This is a genomic window from Allobranchiibius sp. GilTou73, assembly GCF_021391335.1.
In the GTDB taxonomy this organism is placed as follows: domain Bacteria; phylum Actinomycetota; class Actinomycetes; order Actinomycetales; family Dermatophilaceae; genus Allobranchiibius; species Allobranchiibius huperziae.
The window spans coordinates 599,874-616,375 of record NZ_CP090051.1; the positions used below are offsets into that span (position 1 = coordinate 599,874).

A 16,502-nucleotide genomic window follows, 5' to 3' on the forward strand; every position below is an offset into this window, starting at 1 on the left:
TACGGCGGGTGCGGATAACCCGCAAAACCCCCACCTCCAAGGAGGGGGATGTGGATAACTGCCGGTCGAATGATCAACACCCGCAGCAGGATTCGTTCGTTTTACCCTTGCGCCCTCGTTCGAACACGCGTACGATACAGGTTATAGGACGACGTAGGGATCAGCAGCCGTAGGAGGGGCCATGGCGCAGTCGACGACCGACACACATAGCCCCGCTGCGCCGGGCTCTGGTACCCGGTTGTTGAGTCTGGTGCGGGAGTTCGCGACGTCCTTGGACCATTGGCCCGATGCGCTCTACCAGCTGAGCGAGCCCGAACTGGGAGAGGTCGTCGGGACGATGCTGCGGATCGGTCTCCGGGCAGAGAACGTCGCCGCGCTGGCCACCGCGGACGCCCTGACCCGGGGGACGGTCGCGAACTCGACCGCGACGGGTGCGCCGGCGTGGGTGGCCCGACAGGCGGCCGGGGTAGACCCAAGCGTCCTACGCCGCGTGGGCTCGGTGGGTGTCGACTGTGCCGATCCCCGCAACACCGTCGTGACGAAGGCGTTGGCGACCGGGTCCGCGACCGTGCCGGTCGCGGCGGTCGCGTTGCGGGAGGTGCCACGGATCGGCCGGCAGCTGCCGTGCGTGGATCGGGACGAACTGATGGGGCGGTACCTATCACTGTCGGCGTACGGGCCAAGGGCCCTGCGGGAACTGTCCACCCGGATCCGGGGCCAGTACGCCCCTGAACAACTGGTGTGCGACGAAGAGGTCCAACAGGACTGCGAATCAGTGCGCTGGTACGACCTACATGGTGGCCTGACCCGGTTTGAGGCCGACCTGTCCACCGGGCACGCCGCCATCGTCAAACACGCGCTACAAGCATTGTCAGCGCCCGCACCCGCGGCACCGGACGCCGAGACCAGTGCACCGGACGCAGAGACCGGTGCACCCGAGCGCGACACCCGCACCCCCGCCAAGCGCCGGGCCGATGCGCTCGTGCGGCTGGTCGACACCGCAGCAGGGATCCTGGACGGCACCACCTCGCGGCCGGTCGGGGAGTTCGGCGGCACCGCCAAGATCCTGGTCACGATGGACTACGCGACGTTGTACGAGGGACTTCGCACAGCGGGACGGCTCGACCAGGTCGGTTCGACAGAAACAGGATCGGGACCGACGTACCTGCCGGGGATCGGACGCACCACCGACGGAGACCATCTCGACGCTGGCACCCTGCGGCGCATGGCCTGCGACGCCGACCTCATCCCCATAGTCCTCGGCGGCGAGTCAGAAGCCCTGGACGTCGGACGCGCGAAACGCCTCTTCACCGGCGGACTACGAACCGCGATCATCCATCGAGATCAGCACTGCACGTTCCCCGGCTGCGACCGACCACCGGATTGGTGCGATGCCCACCACATCACTCCGTGGTGGGCCGGCGGCCTAACCAACCTGACCAACGCGGCCCTGCTCTGCGCCCGCCACCACACCATCGTGCACCGCGACCTGCTCACCGCCACCGTCACCACGACCGGCGTCACCTGGGACCTCACCCCAGGCCTGATGCCCACCCGACCCGGACACAGATTCGCAGCATGACCGGCGAGGATCACGGGTCGGCGAATCGATCCCCGTACCGACGTCGCAGGCGCGTCACGGCTGGCGCGTGGCCGCTACGGTCTGTGCGTCGACTACCACCACGGAGGCACCAGCATGTCGAAGGTCCGGGTCCACAACTTCGCCGTGTCGCTCGACGGGTTCGCCACCGGCGAGGGGCAGACCCTGGAGACGCCGTTCGGCCATGCGTCGATGCGCTTGATGCAGTAGGCGCTCGGCACCCGCACCTTCCGCGGCATGCAGGGCGCAGAGGGCGGCAGCGGCGGCGTCGACGAGGCGATGGCCTCCCGCTGGCAGACGGACATCGGCGCGGAGATCATGGGCCGCAACAAGTTCGGACCTCAACGCGGTCCCTGGCAGGACGAGCAGTGAAAGGGATGGTGGGGCGAGGACCCGCCGTTCCACACGCCCGTCTTCGTGCTCACCCACCATCTGCGGCCGGATCTCACGATGCAGGGCGGGACGTCCTTCCACTTCCTGGACGCCCCGCCGGCGGAGGCGCTCGAGGTCGCGCGCGAGGCGGCCGGCGGACTCGACGTGCGCATCGGCGGCGGGCCCTCGACCGTGCGTGACTTCCTGGCCGCCAACCTCATCGACGAGTTGCACCTCGCCCTGGTCCCCATCGTCCTGGGCCGCGGCGTGCGGTTGTGGGACGGTCTCGAAGGGCTCGAGGAACGCTTCGACATCGAGACGGTCAGCACGCCCAGCGGCGTCACGCACCTGACTCTCACGAGGTCGGCCTGACGCCGGTGTTCAGAGCAGGGAGAGCAGCACCGTCGCCAGACCGTCGTCGTCGACCGTGCCGGTGACCTCGTCGGCCACGGCCCGGACCTCGTCGGGCGCCTGCCCCATCGCGACCCCGCGCGCCGCCCAGGTGAGCATCTGCACGTCGTTGTAGTGGTCTCCGACCGCGACGGTGTCCATCGGCTCGACGCCGAGCGTGCGGCGCACCTGCTCCAGCGCCGACGCCTTGGAGACCCCCTCGGGGTTGATGTCCAGCCACGCGGTGAAGCCGATCGCGTAGTTGACCCCGTGCAGGCCCAGGCGGTCGGCCAGTGCGATAAAATCCGCCGACGTGCCGGTCGGCGAGCGGAAGGTCACGCGCGTCGTCCGGGTGTGCAGCAGTTCCTCCCACGACACCACCCGCTGCTCCCCGAGCAGCTCACCCTCGGGGAACGGCGCGCTCACCAGATAACCGACGCCGAGCTGCTCGCTCGCGACGACCCCGTCGGCCCACTGCCCTTCCAGCGACGCGAGGGCCCGCGCCGGGTCGAAGGTCACCGCCTCGACGACGTCGTAGCCGCCGCTCCCGTCGAGCGTGATGGTCACCGCACCGTTGGAGCACACGGCGTACGCCGGGCCGAGGCCGAGCTCGTTCGCGATCGGCACCGTGCCGATGAGGGAGCGCCCGGTGGCCAGGACGACGTGGTGACCGGCGTCGCGCACCCGGGCGATGGCATCGCCCACGACGGGCGACAGCGAGCCGTCGTGGTGCACCGTGGTGCCGTCGATGTCCAGAGCGATCAGCAGCGGCATAAGGCCCACCCTACGGAGCGCGAACCGCTTCTCCTCACAACCTGATTCGCAACACGTCGGCGTTGCGTTCGCGCACCAGCACACCGACGGCGAGCGCGAGCGCCAGGAAGCCCACCAGCAGCTCCATCCACAGTGCCCAGCCGACCGAGAACGTCACGGTGATCCCGGAAGCCTTCGCGTTGCTCGCCAGCTTGCTGTAAAAGCCGCCCGACTGGGAATTGACGACGACGGCTGAGTAGATGACGACGGCGATCTGCGCGAGCGCCGCGACCACCGCAGTGATGCCGGCCGGACCGGAGAACCTGCGCAGTCCGCGCAGCGCGCCGGCCACCAGGAGCACCGCGGCGCAGATGCACACCAGCCACCCGCCGAGGCTCGAGGCGTGACCAGGAACGGGTGGGGGGTCCTGGACGTCGGTGCGCAGAGCACCGAACCCGTTGAGATAGATGTGGAACAGGTTGCCGGAGAACACGCCGTTCAGATGGAAGGCGATCACCGCCCACTGACCCCGACACAAGAGCACCATGATGAGCGCGACGGGCACCAGCAGCCATGACCCGATGTTGCGTCCTGCCGTAGCCACCTGCTCGTCGTCGGCAGCGACCGTCGTGCTGTCGGGATCGACCTGCGGTGCTGCGTCCTTGCGCGTGCTGCCCTCGTCCTTCACGCGAACGAGGGTAACGAGCACGCCTGTCAGACCGGCCGCAGCACCTCGAGCCCGAGGAAGGGCTGCAGGGCGTGCGGCACCACGACGGAACCGTCGGCCTGCTGATGGTTCTCCAGGATCGCGACCAGCCAGCGGGTCGTGGCCAGCGTGCCGTTGAGCGTGGCGACCGTCTCGGTGCGGCCCTCCGGCGTGCGGTAGCGGGTGTTCAGCCGGCGCGCCTGGTACGTCGTGCAGTTCGAGGTCGAGGTCAGCTCGCGGTAGCGCTCTGGGTCGGCACCCACGCCTCGCAGTCGAACTTGCGCGCGGCGGGGTTGCCGAGGTCGCCGGCCGCGGTGTCGATGATCCGGTAGGGCACCTCGATCTTGGCGAGCATGTCCCGCTCCCACATCAGCAGTCGCTCGTGCTCCTGCTCCGCGTCCTGCGGCGCGCAGTAGGAGAACATCTCCACCTTGTGGAACTGGTGCACCCGCACGATGCCCCGGGTGTCCTTGCCGTATGACCCGGCCTCGCGCCGGTAACAGGCCGACCACCCGGCGTACCGCTTGGGGCCGTCGGACAGGTCGAGGATCTCCCCCGCGTGATAGCCGGCGAGCGCGACCTCCGAGGTGCCGGTCAGGTAGAGGTCGTCGGCCTCCAGGCGGTAGACCTCGTCGGCGTGCGCATCGAGGAAGCCCGCGCCCTGCATCACGTCGGCCTTGACCAGGGTGGGGGTGATCATCGGGGTGAACCCGTGGTGCACCGCCTGCGCGATCCCCATGTTGAGCAGCGCCAGCTCGAGCTGAGCGCCCACCCCGGTGAGGAAGTAGAAGCGCGACCCGCCGACCTTGGCGCCGCGTTCCATGTCGATGGCGCCGAGGCGCTCGCCGAGCTCCAGGTGGTCCAGCGGCTCGAAGTCGAACGTCGTGGGGTCGCCGTCGACCTCGCGGACGGTGAAGTTGTCCTCGCCACCGGCCGGCACGCCGTCGATGATGACGTTGCCGATCTTGCGCAACCCCTGCTCGTACGCCGAGCCCGCCTCGCCCGCCGCGGCCTCGAGCGCCTTGACCCGCTCGCTGAGTGCCCCTGCACGCTCGCGCGCCTGGTTGGCGGCGGCCTCCAGCTCGGCGGTGTCGCCGCCCTGCTTGCGGGCGGCGCCGAGCGCGCCCATCGCCTTGCCGACGTCCTTGCTCACGCTCTTCTGCTCGGCGCGGGCCGCCTCGAACTGCTGCAGAGTCGACCGCCGACGCTCGTCGGCGCCCAGCACCTCGTCGACCAGTCCTTCGTCGTCGCCCCGAGCGCGTTGGCTCGCGCGCACCAGGTCGGGGTCGTCCCGCAGCAGTTTGATGTCGATCACGCGGGTCAGGCTACTGGCGTACCGATCCGCGCTCCCAACCCGTTTCGTCCGGCCGACCCGGTCGGACCGACGCTCGGGTAGGTTTCCCTCAACTACCGAGACGATGGAAGAGGCTGACACGTGCGACAAGGCGCGGTCGTCGTCAACCCCAGCAAGTTCCGGCGGTTGGACCAGCTGAAGGTGCTGCTCGAGCACATCTTCCACGACTACGGCTGGGCCGAGCCCCTCTGGCTCGAGACCACGGTCGAGGACCCCGGCGCCGGCCAGGCGCGCGAAGCGCTGGCCAAGGGCGTGGACCTGGTGTGCGCGCTCGGCGGAGACGGCACCCAGCGGTGTGTGGCTCAGGGCCTGGCCGACTCCGGGATGCCGCTCGGGATCCTCGCCGCGGGCACCGGCAACCTGCTCGCCCGCAACCTCAAGCTCCCGCACCACCGGTTCGCCGACGGGCTGCGGGTCGCGCTGTCGGGGCGGGACCGCAGGATCGATCTGTCGATGGTGCAGTTGGACGTCGATGGCGACGGGGTCTGGACCGAGCCCGAGGTCGGGCTGGTGATGACCGGGATCGGCCTCGACGCCGAGATCCTCGCCGCCGCCGACGACACCCTGAAGGACCGGGTCGGCTGGTTGGCCTACCCCGCGGCGGGGATCCGCTACATCGCGCACGACCGCATGCAGGCCACCATCGCGCTCGACGGTGACGGGGCAGGCCCGCCGGAGCGCGTGTCGAGTGTGCTCATCGGCAACTGCGGGTTGCTGACCGGCGGCATGCGCCTGATGCCCGATGCGGTCATCGACGACGGCATCCTCGACACCGCGGTGCTGCGACCCTCCGGCCTGCGGGGCTGGCTTCCGCTCATCGGCCAGGTGGCGGTGGGCTCCAGCCGCGAGACCCGCACGATCGGCCGGCTGCGTTCGTCCAGCATCGAGGTCCGGTGCGCCGAACCGGCCATGGTCGAGGTCGACGGCGACGTGCTGCAACGCGCGTACGCCGTCCGCGTCACCGTCGATCCCCTGGCGGCGACGGTCCGGGTCCCCCGGACCCGCAGGGGCTAGACCTCAGTTCGCGAGCCGGCTGCGCTCGACGAGCGCGCCGGCCTGCTTGACCGTCCGCATCCGGGGCGAGACCTCCAACGTGGCGATGCCGGGCACGGCCCCGACCTGTTGCGTCACGAGCCGGTAGAGATCCTCGTGATCACGGCACACCACCGCGGCCATCAGATTGTGCGGGCCGGTGATCGCGGCCGCGAAGGTGACGCCGGGGATGCGGGCCAACGCCTGCCCGCACGCCTCCAGGTCCGCCGGCGCCGCCGTCATCCACAGCTGCGCCGACACCTCCCACCCGAAGGCCTCGGCGGAGATGTCGACGTCCAGGTGCGCCAGTCCGCGGTCGAGCAGGACATGCAGCCGACGCGCCGCCCGCCCCTCCGTCATGCCGGCGGCCGCCGCGAGCTGGGCGTACGTCGACCGGCCGTCGATCACCAACCGGTCCAGGATCGCCTGATCGCCCGGGTCGAGCTGGGTGACCGCGGCCGGTACGGCGGTCTGCTCGTCACCGACGGACGCGCGCAGCCGGCGTTCCTGGTCCGGCGTCAGCTCGTGTTCCAGCCCCGCCCAGTCGTCGGCGCGACCGGCGAGGTACGGGTGCAACGTCATGGCAGCGGTCACCCCGAGCACGGGCGCCGTCTGGGCCAGGCGCTCCAGCAGGAGATCCTCCCGCGCCTGGGCGGTGCGCGAACGTACGACGCAGACCACTTCGGCGGCTCCCCCGCTGATCGACACCCAGCCCACATCGGCGCGTTTCGCGAGCGCCTGGGCCAGCACGGCCGTCCCGCTCGGCTTGCACTGGATGCGCACGACCCAGTTGCTCTGTCCCAGCGCCTCCGTGCTCAGCACCGCGGTCACGCGCACGACCCCTTCGCCGCGCAGGCGTCGATAGCGGCGCGCGACCGTCTGCTCGGAGGTGCCCAGCACGGCGGCATACAGGCTGAACGCTGCGCGCGGCGCCAGCTGAAGGCATCGAACGAGTGCCCTGTCCAGGACGTCCAAAGTGGCAGATTCCACGCTCACACGATCTTGTGTAGCAGAAATCCTCACAGTCCTCCCTCGTGAGCGTGGGCCTGTCACCGGTCGGGCGGATGATCGATACCAAGCCGATGTACCGCACCCAGCGCACGCGTCGGCACCGTCAGCCGACCTAGGAGCACCTCATGAGCACACCACGTGCCGACGCCGCGCCGCCCGGCGCCTACCACCCCGCGCATCTGGCCGCCAGCGACGCCACGGACACCGCGGACGCCACAGCGACCGATGCAGGGCCGGTGAAGGGACACCCGGCCCACCTGGCCCACTCCACCGACTCCGACAACTCTCCCTCAGCGCCCGACGAAGCTCGGCACGCGGAGACCACCGCTCCCGGGAACGGCAAGTGGTGGACACTGGCCGCCGTGTGCTTCGGCACGTTCATGCTGTTGCTCGACGTGACCATCGTCAACGTGGCGCTGCCGGACATCCAGTCCTCCCTGGGCTCCAGCTTCTCCGATCTGCAGTGGGTCATCGACGCGTACGCGCTCACGCTCGCCTCGCTGCTGCTCACCGCGGGCTCCCTGGCCGACATCTTCGGCCGCCGCCGGCTCTACATCGTCGGCCTGATCCTCTTCACTGCGGCGTCCGCACTGTGCGGGGCCTCCCAGAGCACCCTGATGCTGCAGTTGAGCCGGGGCCTGCAGGGCGTCGGCGGTGCCGTGATGTTCACCGTCTCCCTCGCGCTGCTCGCGAGTGCGTTCCACGGCAAGGACCGCGGCACGGCGTTCGGCATCTGGGGCGCCATCACCGGCGTCGCCGTGGCCATCGGTCCGGTCTTCGGCGGACTGCTCGTCTCCAGCCTGTCGTGGCGTTGGATCTTCTTCGTCAACATCCCGGTCGGCGCGGCGGCCCTGGCCATCACGATCTGGCGGGTGGCCGAGTCGCGCAACCCGAAGGCGAAGCGTCCGGACTGGATCGGGTTCGTGCTCTTCACCGCGTCGCTGAGCTCGTTGGTCTACGCGCTCATCGAGTCCGGCCGCACCAGCTTCACCGACAGTGTCGTGGTGGGCTGCTTCGCCGCCGCGGTCGTCCTGATGGCGCTGTTCGTGGTGCTCGAACTGCGTTCCAGCAAGCCGATGCTCGATCTGAGCCTCTTCCGACTGCCCACCTTCTCCGGTGGTGCGATCGCGGCGTTCGGGATCAGCGCGGGCATCTTCTCGATGCTGCTCTACCTCACGCTCTACCTGCAGGACGTGCTGCGCTTCAGCGCCCTGGGCACCGGCCTGCGGCTGCTGGTGCTGTCCGGCGCGATCCTCGTGGTAGCCACCGTCTCCGGACGCGTGAGCTCGCACCTGCCGGTCCGGTTCCTCATCGGACCGGGCCTCGCGCTCATCGGGATCGGGCTCCTGCTCATGCGCGGCATCGACGCCTCGAGTGAGTGGACCCACCTCATCCCGGGCATGATCGTCGCGGGGATCGGCATCGGCATGGTCAACCCGCCGCTCGCCTCGACCGCCGTCGGTGTGGTCCCGCCCCGCCTCGCGGGGATGGCGTCGGGCATCAACAGCACCTTCCGTCAGGTCGGCATCGCCACCGGTATCGCCCTGCTCGGCACCCTCTTCGCCTCCCGGCTCGACGACGCGATCCGCGCCGCTGCCGCGGGCGGTCCACTGGCGGGGCGCAGCGGGTCACTCGCGTCCGCCGTGCAGTCCGGTCAGGTGTCGGCCGCGCTGGCGAAGCTGCCGAAGGCGCAGGTGCCGATCGCGCAGCACCTGGCCGCCGCGGGGTTCACCACGGCGCTGGACCGCATCCTGCTGATCGCCGGGATCATGACACTGGTGGCGGCGGTGGCGTCGTTCCTCCTGATCCGCACGAAGGACTTCCACACGCCCGGCGAGGGCGAGCAGGCGGCCGAGGCCGCCTGAGTCCGGCACCGTCACTCGACGGTGTCACAGATAGGGCCGAGGGACGCAGGCCTACCTGCGTCCCTCGGCCCTTACTGCGTCAGTGTGCGCGCTCGCCGCGCAGGTTTGCCAGCCAGCGGTCGGCGTCTGCGAAGGCGTCGTCGGTGGCGGTGAGCTGGATACTGGCCTGCTGGCCGTCGGCGCGCGGATAGGAGCCGAGGAAGCGGACATCGGCGGCCACCCGGCGCAGCCCGGTCAGCGCCTCGCCGACCCGGGCGTCGCGCACGTGCCCCTCGAAGTCGATCGAGAAGCAGTAGCGGCCCATCACGTCCCCGGTCGGACGTGACTCCAGGCGCGAGATGTTGATGCCCCTGGCCGCGAACTGCTCCAGCAACTCCAACAGACCGCCGGCGTGGTCGTCGTACTGGTAGACCACGACGGTCGTCTTGTCCGCTCCCGTGGGCTCGGGCAGCTCGCCCGGTCGCGCGGCGAGCACGAACCGGGTGACGGCCCCCGTGCGGTCCTCGATGTCGCTCGCCAGCACCTGCAGTCCCGTGCCCTGCGCGGCGACCGGCGCGCACACCGCGGCCTGATAGCTGTCGACCAGTCCCGCTGCGAGGTCGGCGGCTGCCGCGGCCGTCGACAGCGTCGGCACGTAGACGGCGTCCGGCAGTTCCGAGCCCATCCAGCCGCGCACCTGGGCCCAGCCGTGCGGGTGGGTGCCGACGGCGCGTACGTCGTCACGCGTCGTGCCCGGGCGTACGGCGAGCACGAAGGTGATCGGCACCAGCACCTCACCGACGACCGTGAGGGGATCGCCGGTGTGCAGGGCGTCGAGTGTGGCGGACACCCCGCCCTCCACGGAGTTCTCGATCGGCACCATCGCCGCGTCGATCTCCCCCTCTCGCAGCGCCGCGAGCGCCTTGTCGACGGAGGAGAAGGCCGTCTGCTCCCGGCCCTCCGCCGCCGGCCACCCGGCGAGGGCGGCCTGGGTGAACGTGCCCACCGGGCCGAGGAATCCGTAGCGCGTCACAGGTCTCGCCGTTCGTTGCGAATCACGTGCGCAGGGTAGTCCGCGTTAGCGTTGCCGCCGCCATGGATATCGCCTTGCTGCTCACGGTCTTCGTCACGATCTTCCTCGTCGAACTGCCCGACAAGACCTTCATCGCGACCCTCGTCCTCGCCACCCGCTACCGCCCGCTGCAGGTGTGGATCGGGGTGTGTGCGGCCTTCCTCATTCAGACCGTCATCGCCGTCGCCTTCGGCGGGCTCATCGGCCGGCTGCCGAAGACACCGGTCCACGTCGCGGTGGCGCTGCTCTTCCTCGTCGCAGGCATCGTGCTGCTCGCCGGTGCCGCCAAGGCCGCGTCGGAGGAGGCCGAGACCGAGGCGGAGTTCTCCGAGAAGGCCCGCGCGGACGCCATTGGCTTCCGGGCCATCAGCGCCAGCTTCCTGATCCTCTTCCTCGCCGAGTGGGGCGACCTGTCGCAGCTGGCCACGGCGGGCTTCGCGGCCCGCCGCGGCTACCCGCTGAGCGTCGGGATCGGCGCGTTCCTCGCGCTCGCCGTGGTTTCGGGACTCGCTGCCGTGCTGGGTCGCGCGCTGCTGCAACGCGTCTCGCTGGTCCTCATCCGACGCCTGGGCGGGATCGTGTGCCTGATCTTCGCGCTGACGCTGGTGCTCGACCTGGCCGGCGTATCGCTGCCCGGCTGGCTCCCCATCTGACCGGGTGCGCCCGGTCCCTGCGGCGACAGCCAGGCCGCCGAACGGAGCGATCAGCGCAGGGTGATCTGCCGACTCGAGATGCCCGACCGGGCGCGCCGCTCCTCGACGGTCAGCGGGGTGTCGATGCCCACCGCGTCGTCGAAGCGCGCGGCCAGGGCGCCGAACGCGTCGTCGAACGACGCGGGCTCGGCGTCGGCGTCCACTTCCCAGACCGGCACGAGCAGGCCATGGGCACGGAACGCACCGAGCAGCCGTCCCTCGTCCAGGCTGCTGGCACCGGCCGCGTGCAGTCTCGCCAGCGCGTCGGTCGCCTTGTCCTCGTCGTGCGGGAGCACCCAGCGCACATAGGTGCGGGCGCCGATGCGGCACCAGTACGCGTGCTCGGCCGACGACAGCGCGACCGTCGGAGTGATCGCCTCGTTCGCCCGCTGCAGGGACGCCGCCCCCTCCGCGTCGAGCTCCTGGCCCTCCACCCAGAAGTCGAACCCGTCGTGCAGCTGCACGTCGAAGTCGGTGGTGGTGAGCAGGTCCTGCAGACGCGGACCGCCGGCCGTCGTACGCGGTGCGGCCGTGAGCGGCTCGCCCGGCTCGAGCGCGGCGGTGGCGAGCAGGGTCTGCGCGACGTCACGGCTCGGGTCGCTGGACGCACCGCCGGTCTGGAGCGCGACGAAGAGGGTGCCGTCGGCGCGGTGCAGCCCGGGCCAGGCCAGTGGGAGCACCGAGGCGACCGTCGCCTCCCGGGGCGCCCCGTCGAGCGTGAACGTCACCGAGGCGGTCGCGGCCGGCACGATCTCGCGCATCGCGACCCAGCCGGCCTCCCCCGGGAGCCCTTCGTAGGGACGACGGACGTACGCCGGTGACTGCTGCGTCGGATCGATCGGCTGACGTGTGCGCTCGCCCTTGCGGCGGGAGGCTTTACCCATGGCCGGGACTGTAACGAGCCGGTGCGCTCGTCTGTCGGGCCGGTCAGACCCGGCGGCGCGAGGGGCCGCCGAGAGCGGCCCAGACCGTCACCCGGTCGTCCTCCTCGTTGACGCCCCATTCGTGAGCCACTGAGCGGACGATGCGCAGCCCGCGTCCGCCCTGCGCCCAGACGGAGGGCCGGCGCGCGGCTGGAGCGGTCACGCCGCCACCGTCGGTGACCTCGATCTCCACCCGATCCCCGCGCACGCGCCAGTGCAACCGGACGGTGTTGTCGTACAACGGTTTCCCATGCAGGATCGCGTTGGTGACGAGCTCGGAGGCGACCGTCTCGGCCTCACCGACCAGCTCCTCGGGTAGCCCGCCACTGCCCAGACTCTCGACGAGTGCCGTGGCGCCGCGGGCACAGAGTCGATGGTCCACGGAAGCCGGAGGGTCTGCACCCAGTGCTCATCGCTCACCGGTGTCCCCTCCCGTCCCCGGACCACATCGCGGTCGATGGTCTCATTGCAGGACACCAGTGGACCACGCCGCGTCAACGGCCTCCCGCACCATGGCAGGTCGGTTGGTGATGATCGCATCCACCCCGAGCTCCAGACACAGGTGCACGTCCTCGAGCTCGTCGACCGTCCACACGTGCACCTGGTGGCCGTAGTTGTGCTGGCGCTTCACGAAGGCGGGGATGCGGCGTACGACGGCGATCCGGGTGCCGACCATGTGCACGTTCGGCGGCAGTGCGTCCATGAAACGCAGCGCCGTCGGAAGCTCGGTCAACTGCACCCGCTCCAGGTGCGGTGCAAGGCGCGCCATCCGCTGAACCGCCATGCTGGAGAACGACATCAACCGCACGTTGATCCGTCCGGGGCGCAGCAACTCGAACTCCGCGAGCAGCGCCACCAGCGCGCGCTCGACGTCTCCGGAGTAGCGCGTGGGGTGCTTGGTCTCGATGACCAGGTCCAACTGCCGCTCGGCGCGCTGGACCGTGCGGATCAACTGGCGCAGGGTCAGGATCTGCGCCTTGTGCCGCAACGGCATCTCGTCCTCGTCCAGGTGAGAGGCCTTCCAACTGCCCCAGTCCAGGCCTTCGAGCGCGGCCAGTTCGAGGGCTGACACCACGCCCGCGCCGTCCGAGGTGCGGTCGACGCGGCGGTCGTGCACGCACACCAGGTGACGGTCTGCGGTCAGACGTACGTCGCACTCCACCCCGTCCGCGCCATCGCGTATCGCGCGCTTGTAGGCGCCGAGCGTGTGCTCGGGTTCGATACGGCTTGAGCCACGGTGCGCGATGACCACCGGAGGGCCACCGCGCAGGGTCTGCGCCGGCATTCGCACCCCACCATCGTGCCTCAGTACGACCCGTCGTGCACAGCGGACTCGCCAAGTTCGCGGCGCTTCTCCCGACGGGCCCGTTCTTGTTGGTCCGCCGAGTTCCCTTGCCAACGAGCCTGATTCGCGCAGAGACATACATCGAGAATCGAGATGTCCGTGTTCTGGAACTTGTCCAGGGTGGGGGTATGTGCTTTGCTCCGAAGAGAGCCGGCTCAAACAGTGTGGTTGGCGCTTCCCTTTCCGTTGTGCTGCCGAAAGTGTCGCGTGAACGATTCCGCTGTCAATGCCGCCACCCACGCCGATCCGCCCGATGACCGTGAGAGCCGGACCAGGGCCCTGCTCGAACGCGCCCGCGAGACCGCCGACGAGGTCGAAGCCGCCCGTCTTCGAGCCCGTGCGGTCGACCACAACTACGCGCTCGCCTGCGGCATCGCACGGAGGTACGCCGGTCGCGGCATCGAGACCCAGGACCTGCAACAGGTCGCGCTTCTGGCGCTGGTGCTCGCCGTACGCCGGTTCGAGCCGGGCGACGGACGCAGCTTCTCGGCGTTCGCGGTCCCGACCATCACCGGTGAGCTGAAGCGGCACTTCCGCGACCACGGGTGGATGGTGCGCCCGCCACGGGGCCTGCACGAGACCTACCGGGAGACCCAGACGACGCGCCAAGAGTTGGAGCAGATGGGCATGCACGCACCGGGGGTCGTGGACGTCGCCGCGCGAATGGGAGTGCCGGTGGACGTGGTACGAGCCGCTCAGGCGGTCGAGGGCTGCTTCCGCCCCGCATCGCTCGATGCACCCGTGCGCGATCGACCCGACGCGACCCTGGCCGATCGGCTCGACCTGGGCGCCGAGGACGAGACCGACGGGTTGGCGTCCTCGATCGCGATCCGCGAGATCGTGCGCGACTTCCCAGCCCGTGAGCGCGCACTGCTGCGGTTGCGCTTCGAATTGGACCTCACCCAGCGCGAGATCGGCGACCACCTCGGCATCAGTCAGATGCAGGTGTCGCGGCTCCTGACCGCGACGCTGCAGCGGCTGCGCTCGATGCTCGACACCGAGATCCCGCACCTCGCCGGTTGAGGGGCGGGGCTGCCGCCTGGAGGGGGGTCGTACCTGCGGTCGCGTCATGGGGAATGATCGGGACCGCAAGGCCCGTCGAGATCACGCCGGTGCCGACACGCGCGTCCCACCTGAGGTGGGTGCGAGAAACGGTTGGAGGCAGCATGGATGACCGCATTCGCGACAACAGCACGGACCGAGCAGCGGACCAGGTGGCCCGCGACCTGCAACGCCCGCGTACGACGGCCGAACGCATGCAGCGCGGGGTCGACCTCGCGGTGGAGCTTCTCGAGGGCTGCGACCACGCCGGCATCACCCTGGTGCGCGGCCGCACGCTGATCGCCGGACCCGCCACCGATGACATCGTCGCGCTCGGCGACCGCCTGCAGGACCAGCTGGGCGAGGGTCCGTGCCTCGACACGGTGCGCCAGAGCCGCACGATCTACACCGCTGACCTACGACACGACAAGCGGTGGGAAGCGTGGGGCCCCCAGGTCGCCGACAAGCTAGGGGTGCGGTCCCTGCTGTCGTTGCTCCTCTACACGCACGACCGCTCCTACGGGGCGCTGAACCTGTATTCCGAACAGGTCGACGGTTTCACCGCCGAGGACCAGGTCGTGGCCGAATCGCTCGCGACCCACCTGGCCGTGGCGATGGCCGACAGCGAGGAGATCGAGCACCGCGAAGTGGCGATGATCAACCGGACGGTGATCGGGCAGGCCGAGGGCATCCTGATGGAGCGACTCGGAGTGCTCCCGGAGGAGGCTTTCGTCTTCCTGCGCGGGATCTCCCAGCGCTCCAACCGCAAGCTGCTCGACGTGGCGCGCGAGCTGGTGAGCACCAGGGTCCTGCCGTCCGGGGCTGACCGATCCATCACCCGCGAGGACGCGCAGCCCGACCCGGTGTGACGCCTCAGGTGAGGTGCGCGGATTCCTGCGCGATCGGCACGAGCAGCTCGCGCACCACGGTCGCGTCGTGGAAGTCGACGTCACCGGTCGGCAGGTGCTGCACCCGCTCATGCCCCTTGCCCGCCACGACGACCACGTCCCCCGGTCGGGCCAGGCGAAGCGCCGCGTCGATCGCCGTACGCCGGTCCAGCTCGACCGTCGTACGAGCTGCGTCCGCACCGTCGAGGACCTGCTGCGCGATCTGAGCGGGTGACTCGGTGTACGCGTCGTCGGTCGTGACGATGCCGACGTCGGCGAGCTGGGAGGCCACCTCGCCCATCAACGGCCGCTTCGCCTTGTCGCGGTCGCCCGCCGCGCCGTAGACGCAGATCAGCCGGCCGCCCGCGGCGTCCGCGACGCCCCGTGCCACCTGCAGCACCTCACGCAGACCGACGTCGGTGTGCGCGTAGTCGACGATGACCTCGAAGCCCAGGTCGACTGCAGCCGGTATCCGCTCGAATCGGCCCGGAACCTGCTTCATCTCGCGGATCGCACGGACGAGCGTGCTGTCGTCCATCCCCGTCTCGAGCGCGATGGCGGCGGCGCCGGCGACGTTGTGGACGTTGTAGTCGCCGAGCAGCGGCGTGGTGAGCGTGAGGTGTGCGCCGCCGGGCCGGCCCAGCCGGAAGACGGTGTGCAGACCGTCGACGCGCTGGTCCTCGATCCGGTAGTCCGCCCGCACCGAGGTGCCGAAGAGCAGCGTGCCGGGGATGTCCCGGGCCAACCGCGCCCCGTATTCGTCGTCACCGTTGGCGAGCTTGGGCCCCGAGGTCCACTCGAAGAGGGTGCGTTTGACCCGGTAGTACGACTCCATGTCGCCGTGCAGGTCGAGGTGGTCGCGAGTGAGGTTGGTGAAGAGCGCTGCGGCGTAACGGGTCCCGTCGACCCGATGCAGGTGGATGCCGTGCGAGCTGGTCTCGAGGACGACGTGGGTCACGCCGCTGTCGCGCATCCGCGCCAGGTTGCCCTGGACGACGGGCGCCTCCCCCGTGGTGCGCACCGCCGCCTCCCGATGGGTGCCGACGACGATCTCGGCGGTGGTCAGCAGCCCGGTGGCCCGCTCGCCGTACGCCGCGGTCAGGATCGAGTGCAGCACGTAGGAGGTGGTGGTCTTGCCGTTCGTGCCCGTGATGCCGTAGACGGTGAGGTCGCGCGAGGGGTGGCCGGCCAGCTCGGTGGCGAGGGCCGCGAGCGCGATCCGCGCGTCCGGTACCACCGCGGTGGGGACTCCCGGGATGTCGTGCTCGGCGACCACGAGCACGGCACCGGCGCCCACGGCTTGCTGCGCGTAGTCGGCGCCGTCGCTGGTGAAGCCCTTGATCGCGACGTACGCGGTACCGGTGGCGACCGCTCGCGAGTCGTTGGTGACCGCCTGCACCGGGCCCGTCAGCTGCGGCACCGCCGTCGCGAGAAGGTGCGATATCTCGGTGCTGTCCAGGCTCACCGGTGGACTGTAACA

The 16,502-nt window shown here is 70.2% G+C and carries 14 protein-coding genes and 2 pseudogenes; 7 read left to right on the top strand and 9 right to left on the bottom strand.

What is annotated here, in order from left to right; translation table 11 throughout:
- The first annotated feature begins 181 nt into the window (after positions 1–181).
- Together LVQ62_RS02875 and LVQ62_RS02880 are read left to right on the top strand one after the other, a co-directional pair.
- Positions 182–1,582 (top strand): HNH endonuclease signature motif containing protein, encoded by a 1,401-nt coding sequence (locus LVQ62_RS02875; RefSeq protein WP_233764678.1) that lies wholly within the window; start codon positions 182–184, stop codon positions 1,580–1,582.
- Between the two features lie 114 nt (positions 1,583–1,696).
- A pseudogene (locus LVQ62_RS02880) lies at positions 1,697–2,344 on the top strand (dihydrofolate reductase family protein).
- 9 nt (positions 2,345–2,353) lie between these two features.
- On the opposite strand, the gene LVQ62_RS02885 reads toward LVQ62_RS02880, so the two are convergent.
- The 3 genes and pseudogenes from LVQ62_RS02885 to serS all read right to left on the bottom strand — a co-directional run bounded on the left by LVQ62_RS02885 (position 2,354) and on the right by serS (position 5,136).
- A complete protein-coding gene (locus tag LVQ62_RS02885; protein WP_233764690.1) occupies positions 2,354–3,136 on the bottom strand; it encodes an HAD family hydrolase in 783 nt (260 codons plus the stop codon).
- A 34-nt stretch (positions 3,137–3,170) separates the two neighbouring features.
- Complete coding sequence (locus LVQ62_RS02890) at positions 3,171–3,803, bottom strand: hypothetical protein (RefSeq protein WP_233764692.1); 633 nt, start codon at positions 3,801–3,803, stop codon at positions 3,171–3,173.
- Positions 3,804–3,829: 26 nt separating this feature from the next.
- Positions 3,830–5,136 (bottom strand): annotated as a pseudogene (gene serS, locus LVQ62_RS02895) (serine--tRNA ligase).
- Positions 5,137–5,256: 120 nt separating this feature from the next.
- Here serS and LVQ62_RS02900 point away from each other — a divergent pair.
- Positions 5,257–6,189, top strand: a complete 933-nt coding sequence (locus LVQ62_RS02900; protein ID WP_233764695.1) for a diacylglycerol kinase family protein — start codon at positions 5,257–5,259, stop codon at positions 6,187–6,189.
- Positions 6,190–6,192: 3 nt separating this feature from the next.
- On the opposite strand, the gene LVQ62_RS02905 is transcribed toward LVQ62_RS02900, so the two are convergent.
- Positions 6,193–7,203, bottom strand: coding sequence for an Lrp/AsnC family transcriptional regulator (locus tag LVQ62_RS02905; RefSeq protein WP_233764697.1), 1,011 nt, complete (start codon positions 7,201–7,203; stop codon positions 6,193–6,195).
- Between the two features lie 140 nt (positions 7,204–7,343).
- On the opposite strand from LVQ62_RS02905, the gene LVQ62_RS02910 reads away from it, so the two are divergent.
- Positions 7,344–9,083 carry an MFS transporter gene (locus LVQ62_RS02910; RefSeq protein WP_233764699.1) on the top strand — a complete coding sequence of 580 codons (1,740 nt, stop codon included), beginning with the start codon at positions 7,344–7,346 and terminating at the stop codon, positions 9,081–9,083.
- A gap of 79 nt (positions 9,084–9,162) precedes the next feature.
- On the opposite strand, the gene pheA is transcribed toward LVQ62_RS02910, so the two are convergent.
- The gene (gene pheA / locus LVQ62_RS02915; protein ID WP_233764707.1) at positions 9,163–10,095 is read right to left on the bottom strand and encodes a prephenate dehydratase; all 933 of its coding nucleotides are present in this window, start codon (positions 10,093–10,095) and stop codon (positions 9,163–9,165) included.
- Positions 10,096–10,157: 62 nt separating this feature from the next.
- Between pheA and LVQ62_RS02920 the strand changes: the two genes are divergently transcribed.
- On the top strand, positions 10,158–10,787 hold the full coding sequence (locus LVQ62_RS02920; protein ID WP_179478196.1) for a TMEM165/GDT1 family protein: 630 nt from the start codon (positions 10,158–10,160) through the stop codon (positions 10,785–10,787).
- Between the two features lie 50 nt (positions 10,788–10,837).
- Here LVQ62_RS02920 and LVQ62_RS02925 read toward each other — a convergent pair whose 3' ends face one another.
- The 3 genes from LVQ62_RS02925 to LVQ62_RS02935 form a co-directional block, all read right to left on the bottom strand.
- Complete coding sequence (locus tag LVQ62_RS02925; RefSeq protein WP_233764713.1) at positions 10,838–11,710, bottom strand: DUF5926 family protein; 873 nt, start codon at positions 11,708–11,710, stop codon at positions 10,838–10,840.
- 43 nt (positions 11,711–11,753) lie between these two features.
- Positions 11,754–12,131 (bottom strand): ATP-binding protein, encoded by a 378-nt coding sequence (locus tag LVQ62_RS02930; protein ID WP_233764724.1) that lies wholly within the window; start codon positions 12,129–12,131, stop codon positions 11,754–11,756.
- A gap of 81 nt (positions 12,132–12,212) precedes the next feature.
- Positions 12,213–13,034, bottom strand: a complete 822-nt coding sequence (locus tag LVQ62_RS02935; protein WP_179478190.1) for a glycerophosphodiester phosphodiesterase family protein — start codon at positions 13,032–13,034, stop codon at positions 12,213–12,215.
- A gap of 267 nt (positions 13,035–13,301) precedes the next feature.
- Here LVQ62_RS02935 and LVQ62_RS02940 point away from each other — a divergent pair, with 267 nt between their 5' ends.
- On the top strand, positions 13,302–14,117 hold the full coding sequence (locus LVQ62_RS02940; protein ID WP_233764726.1) for a sigma-70 family RNA polymerase sigma factor: 816 nt from the start codon (positions 13,302–13,304) through the stop codon (positions 14,115–14,117).
- A gap of 143 nt (positions 14,118–14,260) precedes the next feature.
- Entirely contained in the window at positions 14,261–15,004 is a 744-nt protein-coding gene (locus LVQ62_RS02945; RefSeq protein WP_233764727.1) for a GAF and ANTAR domain-containing protein, read from the top strand.
- A gap of 4 nt (positions 15,005–15,008) precedes the next feature.
- Here the strand turns inward: LVQ62_RS02945 and LVQ62_RS02950 are convergent, their stop codons facing one another.
- Positions 15,009–16,487 (bottom strand): UDP-N-acetylmuramoyl-L-alanyl-D-glutamate--2,6-diaminopimelate ligase, encoded by a 1,479-nt coding sequence (locus LVQ62_RS02950; RefSeq protein WP_233764731.1) that lies wholly within the window; start codon positions 16,485–16,487, stop codon positions 15,009–15,011.
- Between the last annotated feature and the right edge of the window lie 15 nt (positions 16,488–16,502).

Excerpts from the sequence above, each read along its gene's own strand:
- LVQ62_RS02875 (WP_233764678.1), top strand. The coding sequence starts at position 182 with ATGGCGCAGTCGACGACCGACACACATAGCCCCGCTGCGCCGGGCTCT.
- LVQ62_RS02885 (WP_233764690.1), bottom strand. The coding sequence starts at position 3,136 with ATGCCGCTGCTGATCGCTCTGGACATCGACGGCACCACGGTGCACCAC.
- LVQ62_RS02910 (WP_233764699.1), top strand. The coding sequence starts at position 7,344 with ATGAGCACACCACGTGCCGACGCCGCGCCGCCCGGCGCCTACCACCCC.
- LVQ62_RS02920 (WP_179478196.1), top strand. The coding sequence starts at position 10,158 with ATGGATATCGCCTTGCTGCTCACGGTCTTCGTCACGATCTTCCTCGTC.
- LVQ62_RS02925 (WP_233764713.1), bottom strand. The coding sequence starts at position 11,710 with ATGGGTAAAGCCTCCCGCCGCAAGGGCGAGCGCACACGTCAGCCGATC.
- LVQ62_RS02935 (WP_179478190.1), bottom strand. The coding sequence starts at position 13,034 with ATGCCGGCGCAGACCCTGCGCGGTGGCCCTCCGGTGGTCATCGCGCAC.
- LVQ62_RS02945 (WP_233764727.1), top strand. The coding sequence starts at position 14,261 with ATGGATGACCGCATTCGCGACAACAGCACGGACCGAGCAGCGGACCAG.